General features: G+C 75.4%; 13 protein-coding genes and 1 pseudogene. 6 read left to right on the forward strand and 8 right to left on the reverse strand.

Translation table 11 applies throughout. From position 1 onward, the window contains the following. The 7 genes and pseudogenes from ACRYRX_RS11995 to ACRYRX_RS12025 form a co-directional block, all read right to left on the reverse strand. Window positions 1–766 (reverse strand): annotated as a pseudogene (locus ACRYRX_RS11995) (hypothetical protein); the annotation flags it as partial. A gap of 4 nt (window positions 767–770) precedes the next feature. Then, the gene (locus ACRYRX_RS12000) at window positions 771–1,754 is read right to left on the reverse strand and encodes a hypothetical protein (protein WP_432512165.1); all 984 of its coding nucleotides are present in this window, start codon (window positions 1,752–1,754) and stop codon (window positions 771–773) included. Between the two features lie 269 nt (window positions 1,755–2,023). Next, on the reverse strand, window positions 2,024–2,743 hold the full coding sequence (locus ACRYRX_RS12005) for a FadR/GntR family transcriptional regulator (protein ID WP_432512166.1): 720 nt from the start codon (window positions 2,741–2,743) through the stop codon (window positions 2,024–2,026). 13 nt (window positions 2,744–2,756) lie between these two features. Then, a complete protein-coding gene (locus ACRYRX_RS12010; RefSeq protein ID WP_432512167.1) occupies window positions 2,757–3,554 on the reverse strand; it encodes a 3-oxoacyl-ACP reductase in 798 nt (265 codons plus the stop codon). 39 nt (window positions 3,555–3,593) lie between these two features. Beyond that, window positions 3,594–5,000 carry an aldehyde dehydrogenase family protein gene (locus tag ACRYRX_RS12015; RefSeq protein WP_432512168.1) on the reverse strand — a complete coding sequence of 469 codons (1,407 nt, stop codon included), beginning with the start codon at window positions 4,998–5,000 and terminating at the stop codon, window positions 3,594–3,596. Next, entirely contained in the window at window positions 4,997–5,752 is a 756-nt protein-coding gene (locus ACRYRX_RS12020) for a gamma-glutamyl-gamma-aminobutyrate hydrolase family protein (RefSeq protein ID WP_432512169.1), read from the reverse strand. The genes ACRYRX_RS12015 and ACRYRX_RS12020 overlap by 4 nt, the downstream gene beginning before the upstream one ends. Beyond that, entirely contained in the window at window positions 5,733–7,133 is a 1,401-nt protein-coding gene (locus ACRYRX_RS12025) for a glutamine synthetase family protein (protein WP_432512170.1), read from the reverse strand. Before ACRYRX_RS12025 ends, ACRYRX_RS12020 begins: the two co-directional genes overlap by 20 nt. A 217-nt stretch (window positions 7,134–7,350) precedes the next feature. Here ACRYRX_RS12025 and eat point away from each other — a divergent pair, with 217 nt between their 5' ends. Next, complete coding sequence (eat, locus tag ACRYRX_RS12030) at window positions 7,351–8,802, forward strand: ethanolamine permease (RefSeq protein WP_432512171.1); 1,452 nt, start codon at window positions 7,351–7,353, stop codon at window positions 8,800–8,802. Window positions 8,803–8,826: 24 nt separating this feature from the next. Here eat and ACRYRX_RS12035 read toward each other — a convergent pair whose 3' ends face one another. Then, window positions 8,827–10,356: a helix-turn-helix domain-containing protein gene (locus ACRYRX_RS12035; RefSeq protein ID WP_432512172.1), complete on the reverse strand. Its 1,530-nt coding sequence runs from the start codon at window positions 10,354–10,356 to the stop codon at window positions 8,827–8,829. A gap of 142 nt (window positions 10,357–10,498) precedes the next feature. Here ACRYRX_RS12035 and ACRYRX_RS12040 point away from each other — a divergent pair, with 142 nt between their 5' ends. From ACRYRX_RS12040 to ACRYRX_RS12060, 5 genes are all read left to right on the forward strand, one after another. Further along, complete coding sequence (locus tag ACRYRX_RS12040; RefSeq protein WP_432512173.1) at window positions 10,499–11,899, forward strand: aspartate aminotransferase family protein; 1,401 nt, start codon at window positions 10,499–10,501, stop codon at window positions 11,897–11,899. A gap of 102 nt (window positions 11,900–12,001) precedes the next feature. Next, a complete protein-coding gene (locus ACRYRX_RS12045; protein WP_432512174.1) occupies window positions 12,002–13,648 on the forward strand; it encodes a methyl-accepting chemotaxis protein in 1,647 nt (548 codons plus the stop codon). Between the two features lie 23 nt (window positions 13,649–13,671). Next, window positions 13,672–14,757 carry a sugar ABC transporter substrate-binding protein gene (locus tag ACRYRX_RS12050; RefSeq protein ID WP_432512175.1) on the forward strand — a complete coding sequence of 362 codons (1,086 nt, stop codon included), beginning with the start codon at window positions 13,672–13,674 and terminating at the stop codon, window positions 14,755–14,757. A gap of 30 nt (window positions 14,758–14,787) precedes the next feature. Beyond that, a complete protein-coding gene (locus ACRYRX_RS12055; RefSeq protein ID WP_432512176.1) occupies window positions 14,788–15,705 on the forward strand; it encodes a LysR family transcriptional regulator in 918 nt (305 codons plus the stop codon). Between the two features lie 82 nt (window positions 15,706–15,787). Then, window positions 15,788–16,723: an alpha/beta hydrolase fold domain-containing protein gene (locus tag ACRYRX_RS12060; protein WP_432512177.1), complete on the forward strand. Its 936-nt coding sequence runs from the start codon at window positions 15,788–15,790 to the stop codon at window positions 16,721–16,723. Window positions 16,724–16,726 lie beyond the last annotated feature (3 nt).

Here is a 16,726-nt window from a genome sequence, read left to right on the forward strand (position 1 = left end):
CCCCCCCCCCCCCCCCCCCCCCCCCCCCCCCCCCCCCCCCCCCCCCCCCCCCCCCCCCCCCCCCCCCCCCCCCCCCCCCCCCCCCCCCCCCCCCCCCCCCCCCCCCCCCCCCCCCCGGGGCCGGGTACCCGGCCTCGTCGTAGAGGGCGGTGACGGCGGCGGCGGCCCGCGCGTCGAACACGTCGTTCCCGGGGTCGCCGCCGTCGAGGCCGACGGCGCGCAGGGCCTGCTTGAACTGCACCACGTCCGGGCCGGACACCCCGACCTGCAGGGTCCGGTAGGCGGGCAGCGCGCCGGGCAGGACGATGACGGGCCGCCCGGCGACCTCGAGGGCGATCGCGAGCCCGCCGAGGGGGTCGCCCACGGCGGGCACCCGCCCGGTCACCACCGCCGGCCCTGAGAACGCGGAGGCGTCGATGCGGACCTCCACCGAGTCGGAGTACGCGACCTCGCCGCGGATGGTGACGTCGTTGCTCAGCTCCTCGAGCTCCACGGGCGCGGTGACCAGACCGGGCTCGGGGACGGTGTCCTCCGCCGTCGCGCCGAGGGCGAAGCGGCCCAGCAGCAACCCCGCGACCAGGCTCACGACGGCTGCGGCGGCGACGACGAGCAGGACGCGGTTGCGTCGCAGCACCGCGGCCCACCGGTTCGGGCGGGCCGCGCGGCGCGCGGCGCCGCGGCGCGCCGGCGGGTCCTCCTCGGTGAGGGGAGCGGGGAGGATCTCCTCCCCGGGGGCGGTCTGCTCCTGCTCCTGCTGCGGTGCCACGAGGTCAGTTCCCCTGTTCCGCGGCGGCCTTCATGGCGTCGAGCTCGGTCTTGTGGTCGTCGACGAACCGCTGCTCCTGCTCGAAGGCGGCGTCGGTGACCTTGGTGCGGTAGTCGGTCTCCTCGCGGCAGTCGAGGTCGGCCAGGGCCACTTCGACCTCCTCCTCCCCGAGGGCGTCGAGGGCGGCCTGGTCGACCTCGCCCTCGGGACCGGTCGACTCGTAGACCTTGTTCAGCTTCTCGTTGAGGGAGTTCTGCGCGTCGCTCTGGGTGGCGAACCCGCCGTGCCCGGCCTCGGACATGCAGCTCGACCACGCCGCGTCCGCCTCGGCGACCGCCGGCCACGACGACTGCCCCTCGTAGAAGGTGTTGATCTCCTCCATCAACCCCTTGAACTCGTCGGACTGCGTCGGGTCGTCGCCGGCGACCTCGTGCTGAGCCTGCCCGTAGCAGCCGTTCTTGGTCCAGTCCCACTCGTAGGAGCCGTCCTCCATGGCCGCCATGTCCTCCTCGGAGGGGGCGGGGCCGGACAGGGCCTCCTGGTAGGCCACCTGCTCGGACTCGCTGAGGCTGGCGATGAGGTCGGCGTTGGGGTCGACGTACTCCTCGGGAGGAGCCTCCTCGGCGTTCTCCGACCCGGGGGACTTCACCATCCCGTAGCCGTACTGCGACACCCACTCGCGGGAGTCGGGGTCCCACTCCTCACCGCTGCTGAACGAGACCGCGGAGTTGGCGGTGTTGGGGGTGTACTCGAAACCCTGCTCGCTCATGCACCGGGCGACGAGCTCCTCCGTGCGCTTGTTCTGCTCGTCGTACTTCGCCTGCTGCTCGGCCTCGCTGCCCTCGGTGCCGTAGAAGGACTCGAAGTACGTCGCCAGGGGTGGCTTCCGTTCCTCGGCTTCGTCACCGGCCGAGGACGCCGAACAGGCGGTCAGCAGGCAGGCTGCCGCCAGGGGCAGGGTGAACAGGGCGCGACGGGTTCCGGGCATGGTTCTCTCCTCTGTTTACTGGCTGCGACAGTAGCGACACGACGAACGGTCGGGAGTCGTTCCTGAGGATGAGATCCGGGGTGTCCCGGGGAGGAGTTCGGACGGGCGACCGTGCTCCGCCCGGCCCCGGTCGCGGGGCGCCGCGGTCCTGTCCCCCTTCCGGGGGCCACGATCGCGGGCCGGTCCCGGCACCGCCTCCCCGGGGGAACCCACCGCCGCGACGCCCGCGCGGGTCGACGACGCCGGGACGGGTCGGAGGAGACCGCGGTTCAGCTGAGGAAACCGCGCAGCAGGGCGGCGCTGCCCTCCACGTGCCGCAGCATCTCCGCGCGCGCCCGGTCGGGGTCGCCGGCCAGCACGGCGGCCACGATGCGCCGGTGCTGGGCGTTGGAGTGCTGCAGGTTCGCCGCCAGCAGCGGGATGCGGTCGAGCAGGTCGTTGAGGCGGGTCCGGGCGTCGGCGACCACCGCCACCAGCGACGGCGAGCCGCTGGCCTCGGCCAGTGCCAGGTGCAGGCGGGAGTCGCAGCGGCGGTGCTCCTGCGCCGGCGCGGCGACGACGGCCCGCAGGTGGGTGCCGAGGTCGCGCCGCCGGGCGGCGCTCAGCTCGCGCCCGGCGGCGACCTCGACGGCCCCGACCTCCACCACCCGGCGCAGGGCCAGGACGTCCTCGACCTCGGCGGGGGAGGGCGCCGGTCCCGGGCCGGGGACCGGGGAGGGGCCGCGCACGAACGTGCCGCCGCTGCGGCCGCGGCGGACCTCCACCCAGCCCGCCGCGTGCAGGGCCGCGAGGGCCTCCCGCAGCGTCGTGCGGGAGACCCCCAGCTGCAGGGCGAGGTCGCGCTCGGCGGGCAGCCGCTGCCCCGGCGGGACCAGGCCGAGCCGGACGGTCTGCAGCAGCCGCTCCACGGTCTCCTCGAAGGCGTTGCCGGTGCGCAGCGGGCGCAGCACCACCGGGACCGCCCGCGGTCCCTCCGGCGCGGCCGTCACGGGGGCGCCGCGCTCACAGCGGCGTCACGTAGGCGCTGGAGATCCCGCCGTCGACGAGGAACGTGGAGGCGGTGACGAACGAGGAGTCGTCGCTGGCGAGGAACGCCACGGCCGCGGCCAGCTCCTCGGGTTCGGCGAAGCGCCCCACCGGCACGTGGACCAGCCGGCGCGCGGCGCGCTCGGGGTCGGCGGCGAACAGCTCCCGCAGCAGCGGCGTGTTCACCGGCCCCGGGCACAGCGCGTTGACGCGGACGCCGTCGCGCGCGAACTGCACGCCCAGCTCCCGGCTCAGCGCCAGCACCCCGCCCTTGGAGGCGGTGTAGGAGATCTGCGAGGTGGCCGAGCCCATGACCGCCACGAACGAGGCGGTGTTCACGATGGAACCGCGGCCCTGGGCGCGCATGTACGGCAGCGCCGCCTTGCAGCACAGGTACACCGACGTCAGGTTCACCTCCTGCACCCGCTGCCACGCCTCCAGGCCGGTGGTGAGGATGGAGTCGTCGTCCGGCGGGGAGATCCCGGCGTTGTTGAAGGCGACGTCGACGGCGCCGTAGGTGCGGTGCGCGGTGGCGAACAGCTCCTCGACCTGCACGGCGTCGGTGACGTCGGCGGCGACGAAGAGGCCGCCGACCCCCTGCGCCGCCGCCTGCCCGGCGTCCGCGTCGACGTCGGCGACGACGACGTGCGCCCCCTCGGAGGCGAGGCGGCGCACGGTGGCCAGGCCGATGCCGCTGCCGCCGCCGGTGACGACGGCGACCCGCCCGGGCAGCCGGCGCGACGTGGGGGTCTCCTGCGTGCTGGTGCTCGTCACGGTGCTGCCTCTCCCGGGGTTCGTCGGTGGTGCGGTGGTTCAGGTGGTGGAGATGAAGACGTTCTTGACGTCGGTGAAGGCGTCGAGGGCGTGCGGCCCCAGTTCCCGGCCCAGGCCGGACTCCTTCACCCCGCCGAAGGGCGTGGAGTACCGCACGGAGGAGTGCGAGTTCACCGAGAGGTTCCCCGCCTCCACGGCGCGCGAGACCCGCAGCGCCCGGGCGAGGTCGCGCGTCCAGATCGACCCCGAGAGCCCGTAGCGGGAGTCGTTGGCGATCCGGATCGCGTCGGCCTCGTCCTCGAAGGGCGTCACGGTGACCACGGGGCCGAACACCTCCTCGGTGGCCACCCGCACGCCGGGGTCGGGGGCGAGCACCACGGTGGGCCGGAACCAGAAACCGGGGCCGTCCGGGGCGGTGCCGGTGAACGCGACCCGGGCGCTGCCGCCGAGGGCGTCGGGGGTGAGGAACCCCGCCACCCGGTCGCGCTGGGCGGCGGAGACCAGCGGTCCCATCTGCGCGCCGGGGGAGCGCGGGTCGGCCACCCGGACCGCCTGCACGGCCGGTTCGAGCAGTTCGAGGAACCGGTCGTGGACGCTGCGCTGCACCAGGATCCGCGACCGGGCGCAGCAGTCCTGCCCCGCGTTGTCGAACACGCCGTCGGGGGCGGTCGCCGCGGCGCGCTCGAGGTCGGAGTCGGCGAAGACGACGTTCGCGCTCTTGCCCCCGAGTTCGAGGGTGACGCGCTTGACGTGCTGGGCGGCGCCGGCCATGACGCGCCGCCCGACGGCGGTGGAGCCGGTGAAGACCAGCTTGCGCACCGCGGGGTGCTCCACGATCCGCTGCCCGACCACGTCGCCGCGCCCGGGCAGCACCTGCAGGACCCCCTCGGGCAGGCCCGCCTCGCGCGCGAGCTCCGCGAGCCGGATCGACGTCAGCGGCGTCAGCTCGGCGGGTTTGAGGACGACGGTGTTCCCCGCGGCCAGGGCCGGGCCGACGCTCCAGCCCGCGATGGGCATCGGGAAGTTCCACGGCGTGATGACCCCGACCACGCCGAGGGGTTCGTGGAAGGTGACGTCGAGGCCACCGGCCACCGGGATCTGGTCGCCGAGGTGGCGTTCCACGGCGGCGGCGGAGTACTCCAGCACGTCGCGCAGGTTGCCCGCCTCCCAGCGGGCGTTCCCGACGGGGTGACCGGCCTCGCGCACCTCCAGGTCCGCGAGGTGGTCCAGGTCGGCGTCGACCGCCGCGGCGAAGCGGCGCAGCAGCCGCGCGCGGTCGGCGGGGGCGACGTCGCGCCAGGCGGGGAAGGCCGCGGCGGCGCGCGCGACGGCGGCGTCGGTGCCGGCGGTGCCGGTCATCGACACGGTGGTGAACGCCTCCCCGCGGGCGGGGTCGACGACGTCGTGGGTGCCGCCCTCGCGCGGGTCCCCGGCCGGCGCGCTCACCGGGGCACCGCCGAGGCGTCGCGGGCGGCGGCGACCAGCGCCGCGAACAGCCGCCGGTCGCTCGCGTCCTCCTCGGGGTGCCACTGCACCCCCAGCAGGAAACCCCGCCCGGGGTCGGCGCCCTCGACCGCCTCCACGGTGCCGTCCTCGGCGCGCGCCGCGACGCGCAGCCCGCCGGCGAGCCGGTCCACGGCCTGGTGGTGGTAGCAGTGCACGGTGACTCCCTCCCCGAGCAGGTCCCGGACCCGTGAACCGGGTTCGGTCCGCACCCGCGTCGTGGCGAACTCGGCGGGCCCGGCCTGGTGCGGGCGCCCCGTCAGGACGTCGGGCAGGTGCTGGTGCAGGGTGCCGCCGAGGGCGACGTTGAGGACCTGCGCCCCGCGGCAGATGCCCAGCACCGGCAGGCCCCGGCGCAACGCGGAGCGGACCAGCGAGATCTCGTGGTCGTCGCGGGCCGGGTGCGGGGCGCCGGTGGTGGCCAGCGGCTCCTGCCCGTACCGCGCGGGGTCGACGTCGCCGCCGCCGGTGAGGACGAGGCCGTCGAGGTCGGCGAGCTCGGCGTCGGACCAGCCGGCGCCCCCCGGTTCCCAGGGCGGCAGCAGCACCGGCCGCCCGCCCGCGGCGCGCACGCCGTCGACGTACACGGCCGGCAGCAGCGCGGACACGACGTCCCAGATCCCGTGCCGGCTGGGTTCGAGGTAGGTCGTCAGGCCGATGAGGGGCCGGTGCCCCTCAGAGGCGTTCGAAACCACGGGCGCGCTCCCAGTCGGTGACGGCGCGCTGGAACGCCTCCAGCTCCACGTGCGCGGCCCGCGCGTAGTGGTCGACGACGTCGTCGCCGAAGGCGCGCCGGGCCAGCGCGGAACCGGCGAACAGCTGCACCGCCTCCAGCAGGGTGACCGGCACCCGGGGGGCGCCGCCGGTGTAGGCGTTCCCCGTGGTCGCCTCCTCCAGCTCCAGCCCCTCCTCGATGCCGTGCAGCCCGGCCGCCAGGAGCGCCGAGACGGCCAGGTACGGGTTCGCGTCCCCGCCCGGGACGCGGTTCTCCATGCGCAGGGAGGGCCCGTGACCCACCACCCGCAGCGCGCAGGTGCGGTTGTCGTACCCCCACGCCACGGCGGTGGGGGCGAACGACCCGTCGGCGAAGCGCTTGTAGCTGTTGACGTTCGGCGCCAGCAGCAGCGTCAGCTCGCGCAGCGCCGCGAGCTGCCCGGCGAGGAAGGAGCGCATCACGGGGGCCATCGCCGAACCGTCACCGCCGGCCTCGGCGAACACCGGGGACCCGTCGAGGTCGGTGAGGCTGAGGTGGACGTGGCAGGAGTTGCCCTCCTTCTCGTCGAGCTTGGCCATGAAGGTGGCCGACATGCCCTCCTGCGCGGCGATCTCCTTGGCGCCCAGCTTGAAGACGGAGTGCTGGTCGCAGGTGGTCAGGGCGTCGGCGTAGCGGAATCCGATCTCCTGCTGGCCGAGGTTGCACTCGCCCTTGGCGGACTCGGTGTACAGGCCCGCGCCGTCCATCTCGTTGCGGATCCGGCGCAGCACCGGCTCGACGCGGCCGGTGCCCAGGAGGGAGTAGTCGATGTTGTAGGTGCTCGCGGGCCGCAGGTCGCGGTACCCGTTCGCCTGCGCCTCCTCGTAGGTGACGCGCAGCAGGTTGAACTCCAGCTCGGTCGCGACCAGGGCCCGCAGGCCGTGCTGCTCCAGTCGGTCCAGCTGGGCGCGCAGGACCTGCCGGGGGGAGGGGCGCACCGGTTCGGAGTCCAGCTGCAGCACGTCGCACAGCACCATCGCGGTGGCGGGGTGCCAGGGGATCCGGCGCAGCGTCGTGAGGTCGGGCCGCAGCAGGAGGTCGCCGTAACCCCGGGACCAGGAGGTGATCTCGTAGCCGTCGACGGTGTTCATCTCGACGTCGACGCCGAGCAGGTAGTTGCACCCCTCCGTCCCGTGCTCCAGGACCTCGTCGAGGAAGAACCGCCCGGTGACGCGCTTGCCCTGCAGCCGGCCCTGCATGTCGGTCATGGCGACGAGGACGGTGTCGACCGCGCCGGAGGCGATGTCGCGGCGCAGTTCCTCCAGCGGCAGGGGCGCGCCGGCGGTCCTCCCGCTGCTGGTTCCGGTGCTGGTGCGCCTCACGGGGTCTCCTCGTGCTCAGCGGTGCCGAACCGGCCGGAATGGTCCGCCGCTGGACCATTGCCCACCATCGAAGTCCTCCCCGCCGACGGCTGTCAAGGCCCGTTGACGCCGTCGCGGGGCACGGGCATGCTCGACGTCCACCGGAAGTCCACCGGGAAAGGGATCAGCGGCGATCCAACGGTTCCACCTCGGGCACCACCTGGCCTCGGAGGTCCGCATGAGCGTGCAGCGCAACCCCTCGTCGTCCCGCGTCGACTACGACGACGTCTCCGTCGAGTACCTGCAGCAGCGGCAGTTGAAGCGCGGTGCCGCCGGCTGGGTGCTGCTGGCCGGCCTCGGGGTGGCCTACGTCATCTCCGGGGACTTCTCCGGCTGGAACATCGGCCTCGCCGAGGGCGGCTGGGGTGGTCTGCTCATCGCCTTCGCGCTGATGGGGCTCATGTACACGTGCATGGTGTTCGGGCTGGCCGAACTGTCCTCGGCCCTGCCGGTGGCCGGGGCCGGGTACGGGTTCGCCCGCCGCGCCCTCGGCCCGCTGGGCGGTTACGCCACCGGCGTCGCCATCCTCATCGAGTACGCCATCGCCCCGGCCGCCATCGCCACGTTCATCGGCGGCTACGTCCAGGCGCTGGGCTTCCTGGAGGGCGCGAACCCCTGGCCGATCTACCTCGCCGCCTACGTCGTGTTCGTCGGGGTCCACCTGTGGGGGGTGGGCGAGGCGATGAAGGTGATCTTCGGCATCACCGCCCTCGCGGTGGTCGCGCTGGTGGCCTGGATCGTGGGGATGGTCGGGAAGTTCCAGTGGTCGAACCTCTTCGACATCGCCCCCGACGGCTCCGCCGGTTCCTCCTCCTTCCTGCCGTTCGGCTACGCGGGGATCCTCGCGGCCTTCGTCTACGGGATCTGGTTCTTCCTCGCCGTGGAGGGCGTCCCGCTGGCGGCGGAGGAGGCGCGCGACCCGCGCCGGGACATGCCGCGGGGCATCATCGCGGCGATCCTCGTCCTGCTGGTGTTCGGCGCCGCGGTGCTGCTGCTCGCCCCGGGCGGGGCGGGGTCCTCGACGATGCAGGACTCCGGCAACCCGCTGCCGGAGGCCGTCCGCACCGCCTACGGCGAGGACAACCTGCTCGCGACCGTCGTGAACTGGGTGGGCCTGGCCGGGCTGGTCGCGAGCTTCTTCTCCATCGTCTACGCCTACTCCCGGCAGTTGTTCGCGCTGTCCCGGGCCGGGTACCTGCCGCGCTGGATGTCGGTGACGGGCCGGCGCAAGACCCCCTACGTCGCGCTGATCGTCCCGGCCACCGTCGGGTTCGTGCTGGCGGCGACCACGCAGAACGGCGGGCTGCTCATCAACATCGCGGTGTTCGGCGCGACGGTGTCCTACGTCCTGATGAACCTCTCGCACATCGTGCTGCGCCGCCGGGAACCGGACCTCGAGCGGCCGTACCGGACCCCCGGCGGCGTCGTCACCACCGGCATCGCCCTGGTGCTGTCCGCCTCGGCCGTCGTCGCGACGTTCTTCGTGGACCGCCTCGCGGCGGGCATCACCGCGGCGGTGTTCGTCGCGTTCCTCGCCTACTTCTGGTTCCACTCCCGCCACCACCTGGTCGCGAGCGCCCCCGAGGAGGAGTTCGCCGCGGTGCGGGAGGCCGAGGCCGGGCTGAACTGACGAACCCGGGCCCGGGGCCGGCGATCAGCTCCCGGTGGGCCCCTGCTCCCGCACCAGCAGCGCCAGGTGCAGCGCCAGCCGGGTCTCGGGGTCGCCCAGGTCCCGTCCCAGCCGGCGCGCCAGCCGCTCCACCCGGCCGTAGGCCGCCGGGCGGGACAGGTGCAGGAGGGCCGCGAGCCGCGTCATGGACCCGCCGGAGGCCACCAGGTGCTCCAGCAGCTCCAGGTCCGCGCGGCCCCCGTCGGGGCCCGCCAGCAGCGGGGCCAGCTGCTCCTCGGCGAACCCGGCCAGCCGGGCGTCGTCGCGCAGGCGCCACAGCAGCCCCCGCACCCCCAGGTCGGCCGCGCGGTGGACCGCCCCGGGGACGCGCCCGGGGGAGGCCGCCGCCACCTGCGCGACGTGCCGGGCCTCGGCGAAGCCCTCCCCGGTGGCGCTGAGGCGCTCCACCGCGGCGGTCACCCCCAGCGTCGCCGCCGCCGGCAGCTCCCGCGCCAGCCGCGGCAGCGACCGCTCGCCGGCCCCCACCAGCAGGACGCCCACCACGTCCGGCCCCAGCACCCCCGTCAGCCCGACCACCCCCGCCGCGCGCAGCGCGTCGGCCACCGCGGGCCGGTCCGCGCCCCCCGGGGTGTGCACCGCGCCGGCCGTGAAGCCGCCGCGCGCGGGCAGCCCGAGGGCGCGCAGGCGTTGCCGCAGGGCGGGTTCGTCGACGGTCCGGGCCCGCAGCAGGTCGCTCACGAGGTCGCCGTGGGCGCGGGCGACGCTGATCTCGCCGGGGCCGCCCGCCGCCAGCAGCCGCAGGACGGTCAGGACCTCGGCGGCGCGCTCGAGGACCAGGGCGACGTCCTGCCCCGCGACCCGCCCGGGCAGCACCAGCCGGCCCCACCGGTCGCCGGAGGTCCCCACCGGGACCGCCGTCCACCCCTCCGGGCCCCCCGCGGTCCCCTCGCGGCGCGAGCGGCGCGGCCAGTCCCGCAGCACCTCCGCCGTGCCGCGGGCCCCGGGCACGTGGTCCAGCACGTGGTGGGCGGGGTCCTCCAGCACCACCGGTGCGTCCAGCAGCCCGGCGGCCCGTTCCAGGACCTCCCGGGTGGAGGCCCCGGAGGTCCCCAGCGCCGCGAACGTCGAGTGCACCCGCTCGGCGAAGCGCAGCCGCTCGTGCTGGTCGTCCAGGAGGCGGGTGTGGACCCGCTCGGTGACCTCCACGAACCGCACCGCCCGGTGCAGCTCGACCAGCGGGAAGCGGGCCGTCCGCGCCGCCCGCAGCAGCGCGGCCGGCAGCGCGGGCAGGACCTCGCCCAGCTCCACGACCAGGCCCGCCGCGCCCGCCTCGACGAGGGTGGACACGTACGTCCCGGCGTCCAGTTCCGCCCTGGCCAGGCCCAGGCCGGTCGTCAGCAGCAGCTCGCCCCCGCCCAGGAGGCCGGTCACGTCGACCTGCTCGCTGACGTGCACCCAGCGGACCGGCGCGCCGAGGCGGTCCTCCCCGGCCCGCACCTGCGGGGCGCCGGCCGCGAGGACGGGCAGGGCGAGGACGTCGGCGACCGTCAGCACGCCCCGAGGCTACGACGGTCCGTCGGCTCCCGGCCGCGTCCGCCGACGGAACGTCGCTGGCGGTGGGGTGGCCCCGGGCGGCAGGCTGGGGGGATCGACGTCGGCCGTCGACGCGCTGACCAGGACCCGAGGAGGACCGGCCATGACCGTGACCGAGCAGACCGTGACGGGTGCGGGGGGTTCCGGTCTCGCGGACGCGGCCCGCGACCACCTCTGGATGCACTTCGCCCGCATGGGCGCGTACCAGGACCGGCCCGCGCCCGTCATCACCCGCGGCGAGGGCGCGTACGTCTGGGACGACCGGGGCCACAAGGTCCTCGACGGCCTGTCCGGGTTGTTCGTCGTCCAGGTCGGCCACGGCCGCGAGGAGCTCGCCGAGGTCATGGCGAAGCAGGCGCGCGAGCTGGCGTTCTTCCCCGTGTGGGGGTACGCGACCGAACCGGCGATCCGGCTGGCCGACCGCATCGCCGGGTACGCGCCGGGGGACCTGAACCGGGTGTTCTTCACCACCGGCGGCGGCGAGGCCGTCGAGAGCGCGTGGAAGGTCGCCAAGCAGTACTTCAAGCTCACCGGCAAGCCGATGAAGCACAAGGTGATCTCGCGGGCCACCGCGTACCACGGCACCCCGCAGGGCGCCCTGGCGATCACCGGCCTGCCGGCCATGAAGCAGGCGTTCGAGCCCCTGACCCCCGGCGGTTTCCGGGTGCCGAACACGAACATCTACCGCGCCGAGCGCATGGGCGCCCCGACCGACCCGCACCTGTTCGGGAAGTGGGCCGCCGACCGCGTCGAGGAGGCCATCCTGTTCGAGGGGCCCGACACCGTCGCGGCCGTCGTGCTCGAACCGGTGCAGAACTCCGGCGGCTGCCTCACCCCGCCGCCGGGGTACTTCCAGCGGGTCCGGGAGATCTGCGACCGGTACGACGTCCTGCTGGTCTCCGACGAGGTCATCTGCGGTTTCGGCCGCCACGGCACGATGTTCGCGGCGGAGAAGTTCGGATACCAGCCCGACGTCATCACCTGCGCCAAGGGCATGAGCTCCGGCTACGGCCCCATCGGGGCGATGATCACGACCGACCGCGTCATGGAGCCGTTCCTGCAGGGCAAGAACTTCTTCCCGCACGGCTACACCTTCGCCGGGCACCCGGTGTCGGCCGCCGTCTCGCTGGCGAACCTCGACATCTTCGAGCGCGAGGGCCTGAACCAGAACGTCCTCGACAACGAGCAGGCGCTCGGGAACACCCTGCGCAAGCTGCTCGACCTCGACATCGTCGGCGACGTGCGCGGCGACGGGTACTTCTGGGCCGTCGAGCTGGTGAAGGACAAGACCACCAAGGAGACCTTCGACCTCGATGAGCGGGAGACCCTCATCAAGCAGTTCCTGCCCGGTGCGCTGTTCCGCAACGGGCTGTACTGCCGTCCCGACGACCGCGGTGAGCCCGTCATCCAGGTCGCCCCGCCGCTGACCTGCGGCCAGGCGGAGTTCGACGAGATGGAGCAGATCCTGCGCGCCACCCTGGTCGAGGCGATGAAGCTGGTCTGAGGTCCCGGGCGTCGCCCCCCGTCCCGCTCAGGTCGGGGGGCGACCGGCCGATGGGCAGCCTGCGCGGCCGGCCGGCCGCCGGGAGCAGCAGGAGTCACCGGGATGTCGCAGGCGCCCACGGGCCGCACGCAGGAGGAGCCGTCGCACCGCCGCCGCCGGTTCGCCGACCGCTCGGTGGCCACGAAACTGGCCGCCCTGGTCGGGGTGTCCTCCGCGATGGCCGCCGCCCTCCTGGGCGTCGGCCTCACCGGCGCCTCCTCGGTCAACGGCCGCGCGCACGCGATCTACGCCGAGGACCTGGTGCCGGCCGGTCACCTGGCCGGCATCCGGGCCGGGGCCGTCGAGGCGCAGCGCGACCTCGCCAACCTGGCCCTCGCCCAGGACGACGCCGCCCGCGCGGACCTGCAGGCCCGCCTGGCCGCCGACGACGACGAGCTCGACGGCCTGCTGGAGCAGTTCTCCGCGACGGTCCGCACCGAGCAGCAGCGGGCCCAGCTGAAGGAGTTCACCGTCTGGTGGGACTCCTACCGCGCCACCCGCGACAACTTCCTCCTGCCGCTGGCCACGTCCGGCGACCCCGCCGACCGCGCCACGTTCCAGACCCTCTACCTGGGCAACGTCGCGATCCTCGCCGACCACGCTCAGAGCGCCCTGGACGCCCTGGACGCCTCCAGCGACCGCAACGCCGCCGCCTCGGTGGCGGCCGCCTCCGACAGCTACTCCCGGGCCCGGCTCACCATGGTCGTCGTCGCCCTCGCCGGGCTGCTGGTCACGGCGCTGCTGGCCGGCTGGACCACCCGCCTGGTCGTCCGGCCCCTGCGCCGCGTCGTCGAGGTCCTCGACCGCGTCGCCCGCGGCGACCTCACCGCCACCGCCGACGTCGCCCAGCGCGACGAGGTGGGCCGGATGGCGCAGGCCCTGGGCACCGCGACCGGCAGCATGCGCGAGACCGTCTCCAACCTGCACGGCGAGGCCGTCGCGCTCGCGTCGGCGGCCGAGGAGCTGCGCGCCAACAGCCGCCTCATCGCCGGCGGCGTCGACGACGTCTCCCGGCGCGCCGCCGAGGTCGCGTCCTCGGCGGGCGACGTCAGCGCCCACATCGCCGGGGCCGCGGCCGGCGCCGAGGAGATGGGGTCCTCGATCCGCGAGATCTCCTCCAACGCCTCCCGGGCCGCCGACGTCGCCGGCGACGCCGTGCGCATCGCCGCCGAGACCGGGCAGACCATGGCGCAGCTGGGGCGGTCCTCCGCCGAGATCGGCGACGTCGTCAAGACCATCACCTCCATCGCCGAGCAGACCAACCTGCTGGCCCTCAACGCCACCATCGAGGCCGCCCGCGCCGGCGACGCCGGCAAGGGCTTCGCCGTCGTGGCCGGTGAGGTCAAGGAGCTCAGCGGCCAGACCGCGCGGGCCACCGAGGACATCGCCCAGCGGATCGAGGCCATCCAGCGCGACGTGGAGCGGGCGGTGGCGGCCATCGGCAGCATCGGCGCGGTCGTCGCCGAGATCAGCGACTACCAGGGCACCATCGCCGCCGCCGTCGAGGAGCAGGCCGCCACGACCCAGGAGATGGGCCGCAGCGTCGCCGACGCCGCCGGCGGGGCGGGGCGGATCGCCGCCACCGTCGACACGGTCGCCACCGCCGCCCAGACCACCGGCACCGGGGCGTCCGACAGCGAGCGCGCCGTCGGGGAGCTGGCCGAGATGGCCGCCCGCATGCGCACCGCCGTCTCGCACTTCACGTACTGACCACCACAGGCCGGAGAACCACGATGAGCCGCACCACCGCGCGCACGGCGACCCTGCTCGCCGGGGCCACCCTCCTCGCCGGCGCCCTCGCCGGCTGCGGCGGCGGCACCACCGCCACCCCGGCCGCGGCCGAGGGGCCGCGGATCGCCTTCCTCGTCCCGTCCACGTCGCTGCGCTCCATGGCCTACGACGTGCCGAACTTCTCCGTCGAGCTCGCCCACCGCTGCCCCACGTGCGTGGTGGACGTGCGGACCGCCGAGGACCAGGCCGAGCAGAACGCCCAGGGCCAGGAGGCGATCCGCGACGGCGCGCAGGCCGTGGTGGTGGTCGCCCTCGACGGCGCGCAGGCCGGCGACCTCGTCTCGGCCGCGAACTCCGCCGACGTCCCCGTCGTCGCCTACGACCGGCTGATCAAGGGGTCGGCGATCGACTACTACGTCTCCTTCGACGGCGGGGCCGTCGGGGAGCTGGGGGGACGGGCGATCCTCGACGCGGTCGGCGGCGACACCGCCGGCGGGGCGATCGTCATGCTCCAGGGCGACCCCGCGGACAACAACGCCGGTCTGTTCGCCGCCGGGGCCCACTCCGTGCTCGACGGGAAGGTCGACGTCGCCTCCGAGCGCTACGTCGCCGGGTGGAGCGCCGACCAGGCCGCCGTCGAGATGCGCTCGGCGCTGGCCGACCTGGGCGGGCGCCGCCTGCTGGGCGTCTACACCGCCTACGACGGCCTGGCCGCCGGGGCGCTCCAGGCGCTCACCGAGGCCGGTCTGCCCGGGGTCCCGATCACCGGGCAGGACGCGGAGACCGCTGCGCTGCAGCGCATCCTCGCCGGTACGCAGACCATGACGGTCTACAAGGACCTGCCCGGCCAGGCGCGCGCCACCGCCGACCTGGTCGCCGACGTCCTGGACGGGCAGGACCCGCAGACCACCGGCACCACCGACAACGGGGCCGGGTCGGTCCCCACCGTCCTCCTGCAGCCGCAGGCCGTCGGGAAGGCCCAGGTGCAGAGCCGGGTCCTGGCCGACGGCTACACGACGGTCGACGCGCTGTGCGCCGGGGCCGCGAGCCGGACCTGCGCGGACGCGGGGATCTCCGCGGGGAGCTGAGCGGTCCCGCGGCGCGGCTACGGTGACGACGTGCAGGTGACCGTCCAGCAGCTGCGCTGCTTCCTCGCCGTCGCCGAGGAGCTGCACTTCACCCGGGCCGCGGCCCGCCTGCACGTGGCCCCGCCCTCGCTGAGCCAGCAGGTCGCGGTCCTGGAGCGGCAGCTGCGCACGCAGCTGTTCCGCCGCACCTCCCGCCGCGTGGAGCTGACCGAGGCGGGGGTGCGGCTGCTCCCGCCGGCGCGCCGGGCCGTCGAGGCCGTGGACGAGGTGGAGGCGTGGGCGGGGCACCGCACCGCGGGTGAGCGCCTGGTCGTCGGGGTCGTCGCGGGCGGGCCGCTGCCCTCCGCGGTGCTGTCCGCGGCGGCCGGGGAACTGCCCGACGTGCGGTGGGAGGTGCGCAGCCTGGGTTTCGCCGAGGGCCCCGACGCCCTGCGCGCCGGGCGGGTGGACGTCGTGCTGGCGCCGCTGACGTCCGCGCCGCGGGCGGTGGACCTGCGGGCGGTGCCGCTGTGGTGCGAGGGCCGGGTGCTCGTCGTGCCGGCCGCGCACCGGCTGGCCGGGCGCGCCGACGTCGGGATCGACGAGACCACCGACGAGCGGTTCGTGGGGGTCGCCGCCGACGAGGCCACCCTGGACGCCTGGTTCGTCAGCCCGCGCCCGGACGGGCGCCGGCCGCGGGTGGACGCGGTGGTGCAGACGCTGGAGGAGGTGCTGGAGCTGTGCGCGGCCGGCATGGCCGTCAACCTCGCCGGGGCCACCGTCGCGCGCGGGCACGCCCGCCCGGACCTGCGCTTCGTCCCGGTGCGCGACGTCCCGCCGGTCACGGTCTGCCTGCTGCGCCGCGCCGACGTGACCAGCCCCGCCCGCGACGCGCTGGAGGCGGCGGCGCACCGGGTGGTGCGCGAGCGCGCCGCGGAGTTCGGCGCCACCCCCGTCCCCGGGACCTGACGCGCGATCGTGAGGTTGCGCCTCACGGCGCTTGCGGAACCCGTCCTGGTGCCCGGCGCTGCGCCCGGCCCAGGATGCGGGGGTGAACGGAACCACCCGCACCGGGCTGGTCCACGCCGAGCGGTCCACCGGCCCCCTCGTGCTGGACCTGGTCCTCCCGCCCGACGCCACCGGCCCCGTGCCCGTCGTGGTGTGGCTGCACGGCGGGGGCTGGTTCACCGGCGACCGCCACCTGGCGCCGGACCTGACGCGGTGGTTCGCCGCGCGCGGTCTGGCGATGGCCACGGTCGAGTACCGGCTCAGCGGTCAGGCCCTCTTCCCCGCGCAGCTGCACGACGTGCGCGCCGCCGTGCGGTTCCTGCGCCGCGCCGGCGCCGGGCTCGGCCTCGACGGCCGGGTCGGGTTGTGGGGCTCGTCGGCCGGGGGGCACCTGGCCGCCCTCGCCGGGGTCACCGGGCACCTGCCCTTCCTGCCCGGTGAGGACGTCGGGCCCGACGCGCCGAGCGCCGCGGTCCAGGCGGTCGCCGAGGGCTACGGGCCCGTCGACCTGGAGCGCGTGGTCGCCGACGCCCCCGCGTCCGCACCGCCGGCGATGAGCGGCGCGAACGCCCCCGAGGCCCGCCTGCTGGGCGGCCCGCCCGCCCAGCGGCGCGACCTGGCCCGCGCCGCGTCCCCGCTGACCCACGTCAGCCCCGCCGCGCCGCCGTTCCACGTCGCGCACGGGACCGACGACGTGCTGGTGCGGCCCGGGCAGAGCGTCCTGCTGCACGAGGCCCTCGTGGCCGCGGGCGTGGAGAGCACCCTGCACCTGCTGGACGGCTACCGGCACGGGTTCCTCAACCCCGCCGGTGCGGTCGAGGTCCCCGGCCCCCGCGTCTTCGACGACGGGCGGCTGGAACGCGAGGGGACCGCCGTCTCCACGTGCCGCGAGTTCGTCCCCGGGCGCGGGGAGCGGACCGGGCCGGGGAGCTTCTCGTACGACGCGGTGGGGGACTTCCTCACCCGTCACCTGCTCTGAGGA

The organism is Kineococcus lubricus (genome assembly GCF_050871965.1).
GTDB lineage: Bacteria > Actinomycetota > Actinomycetes > Actinomycetales > Kineococcaceae > Kineococcus.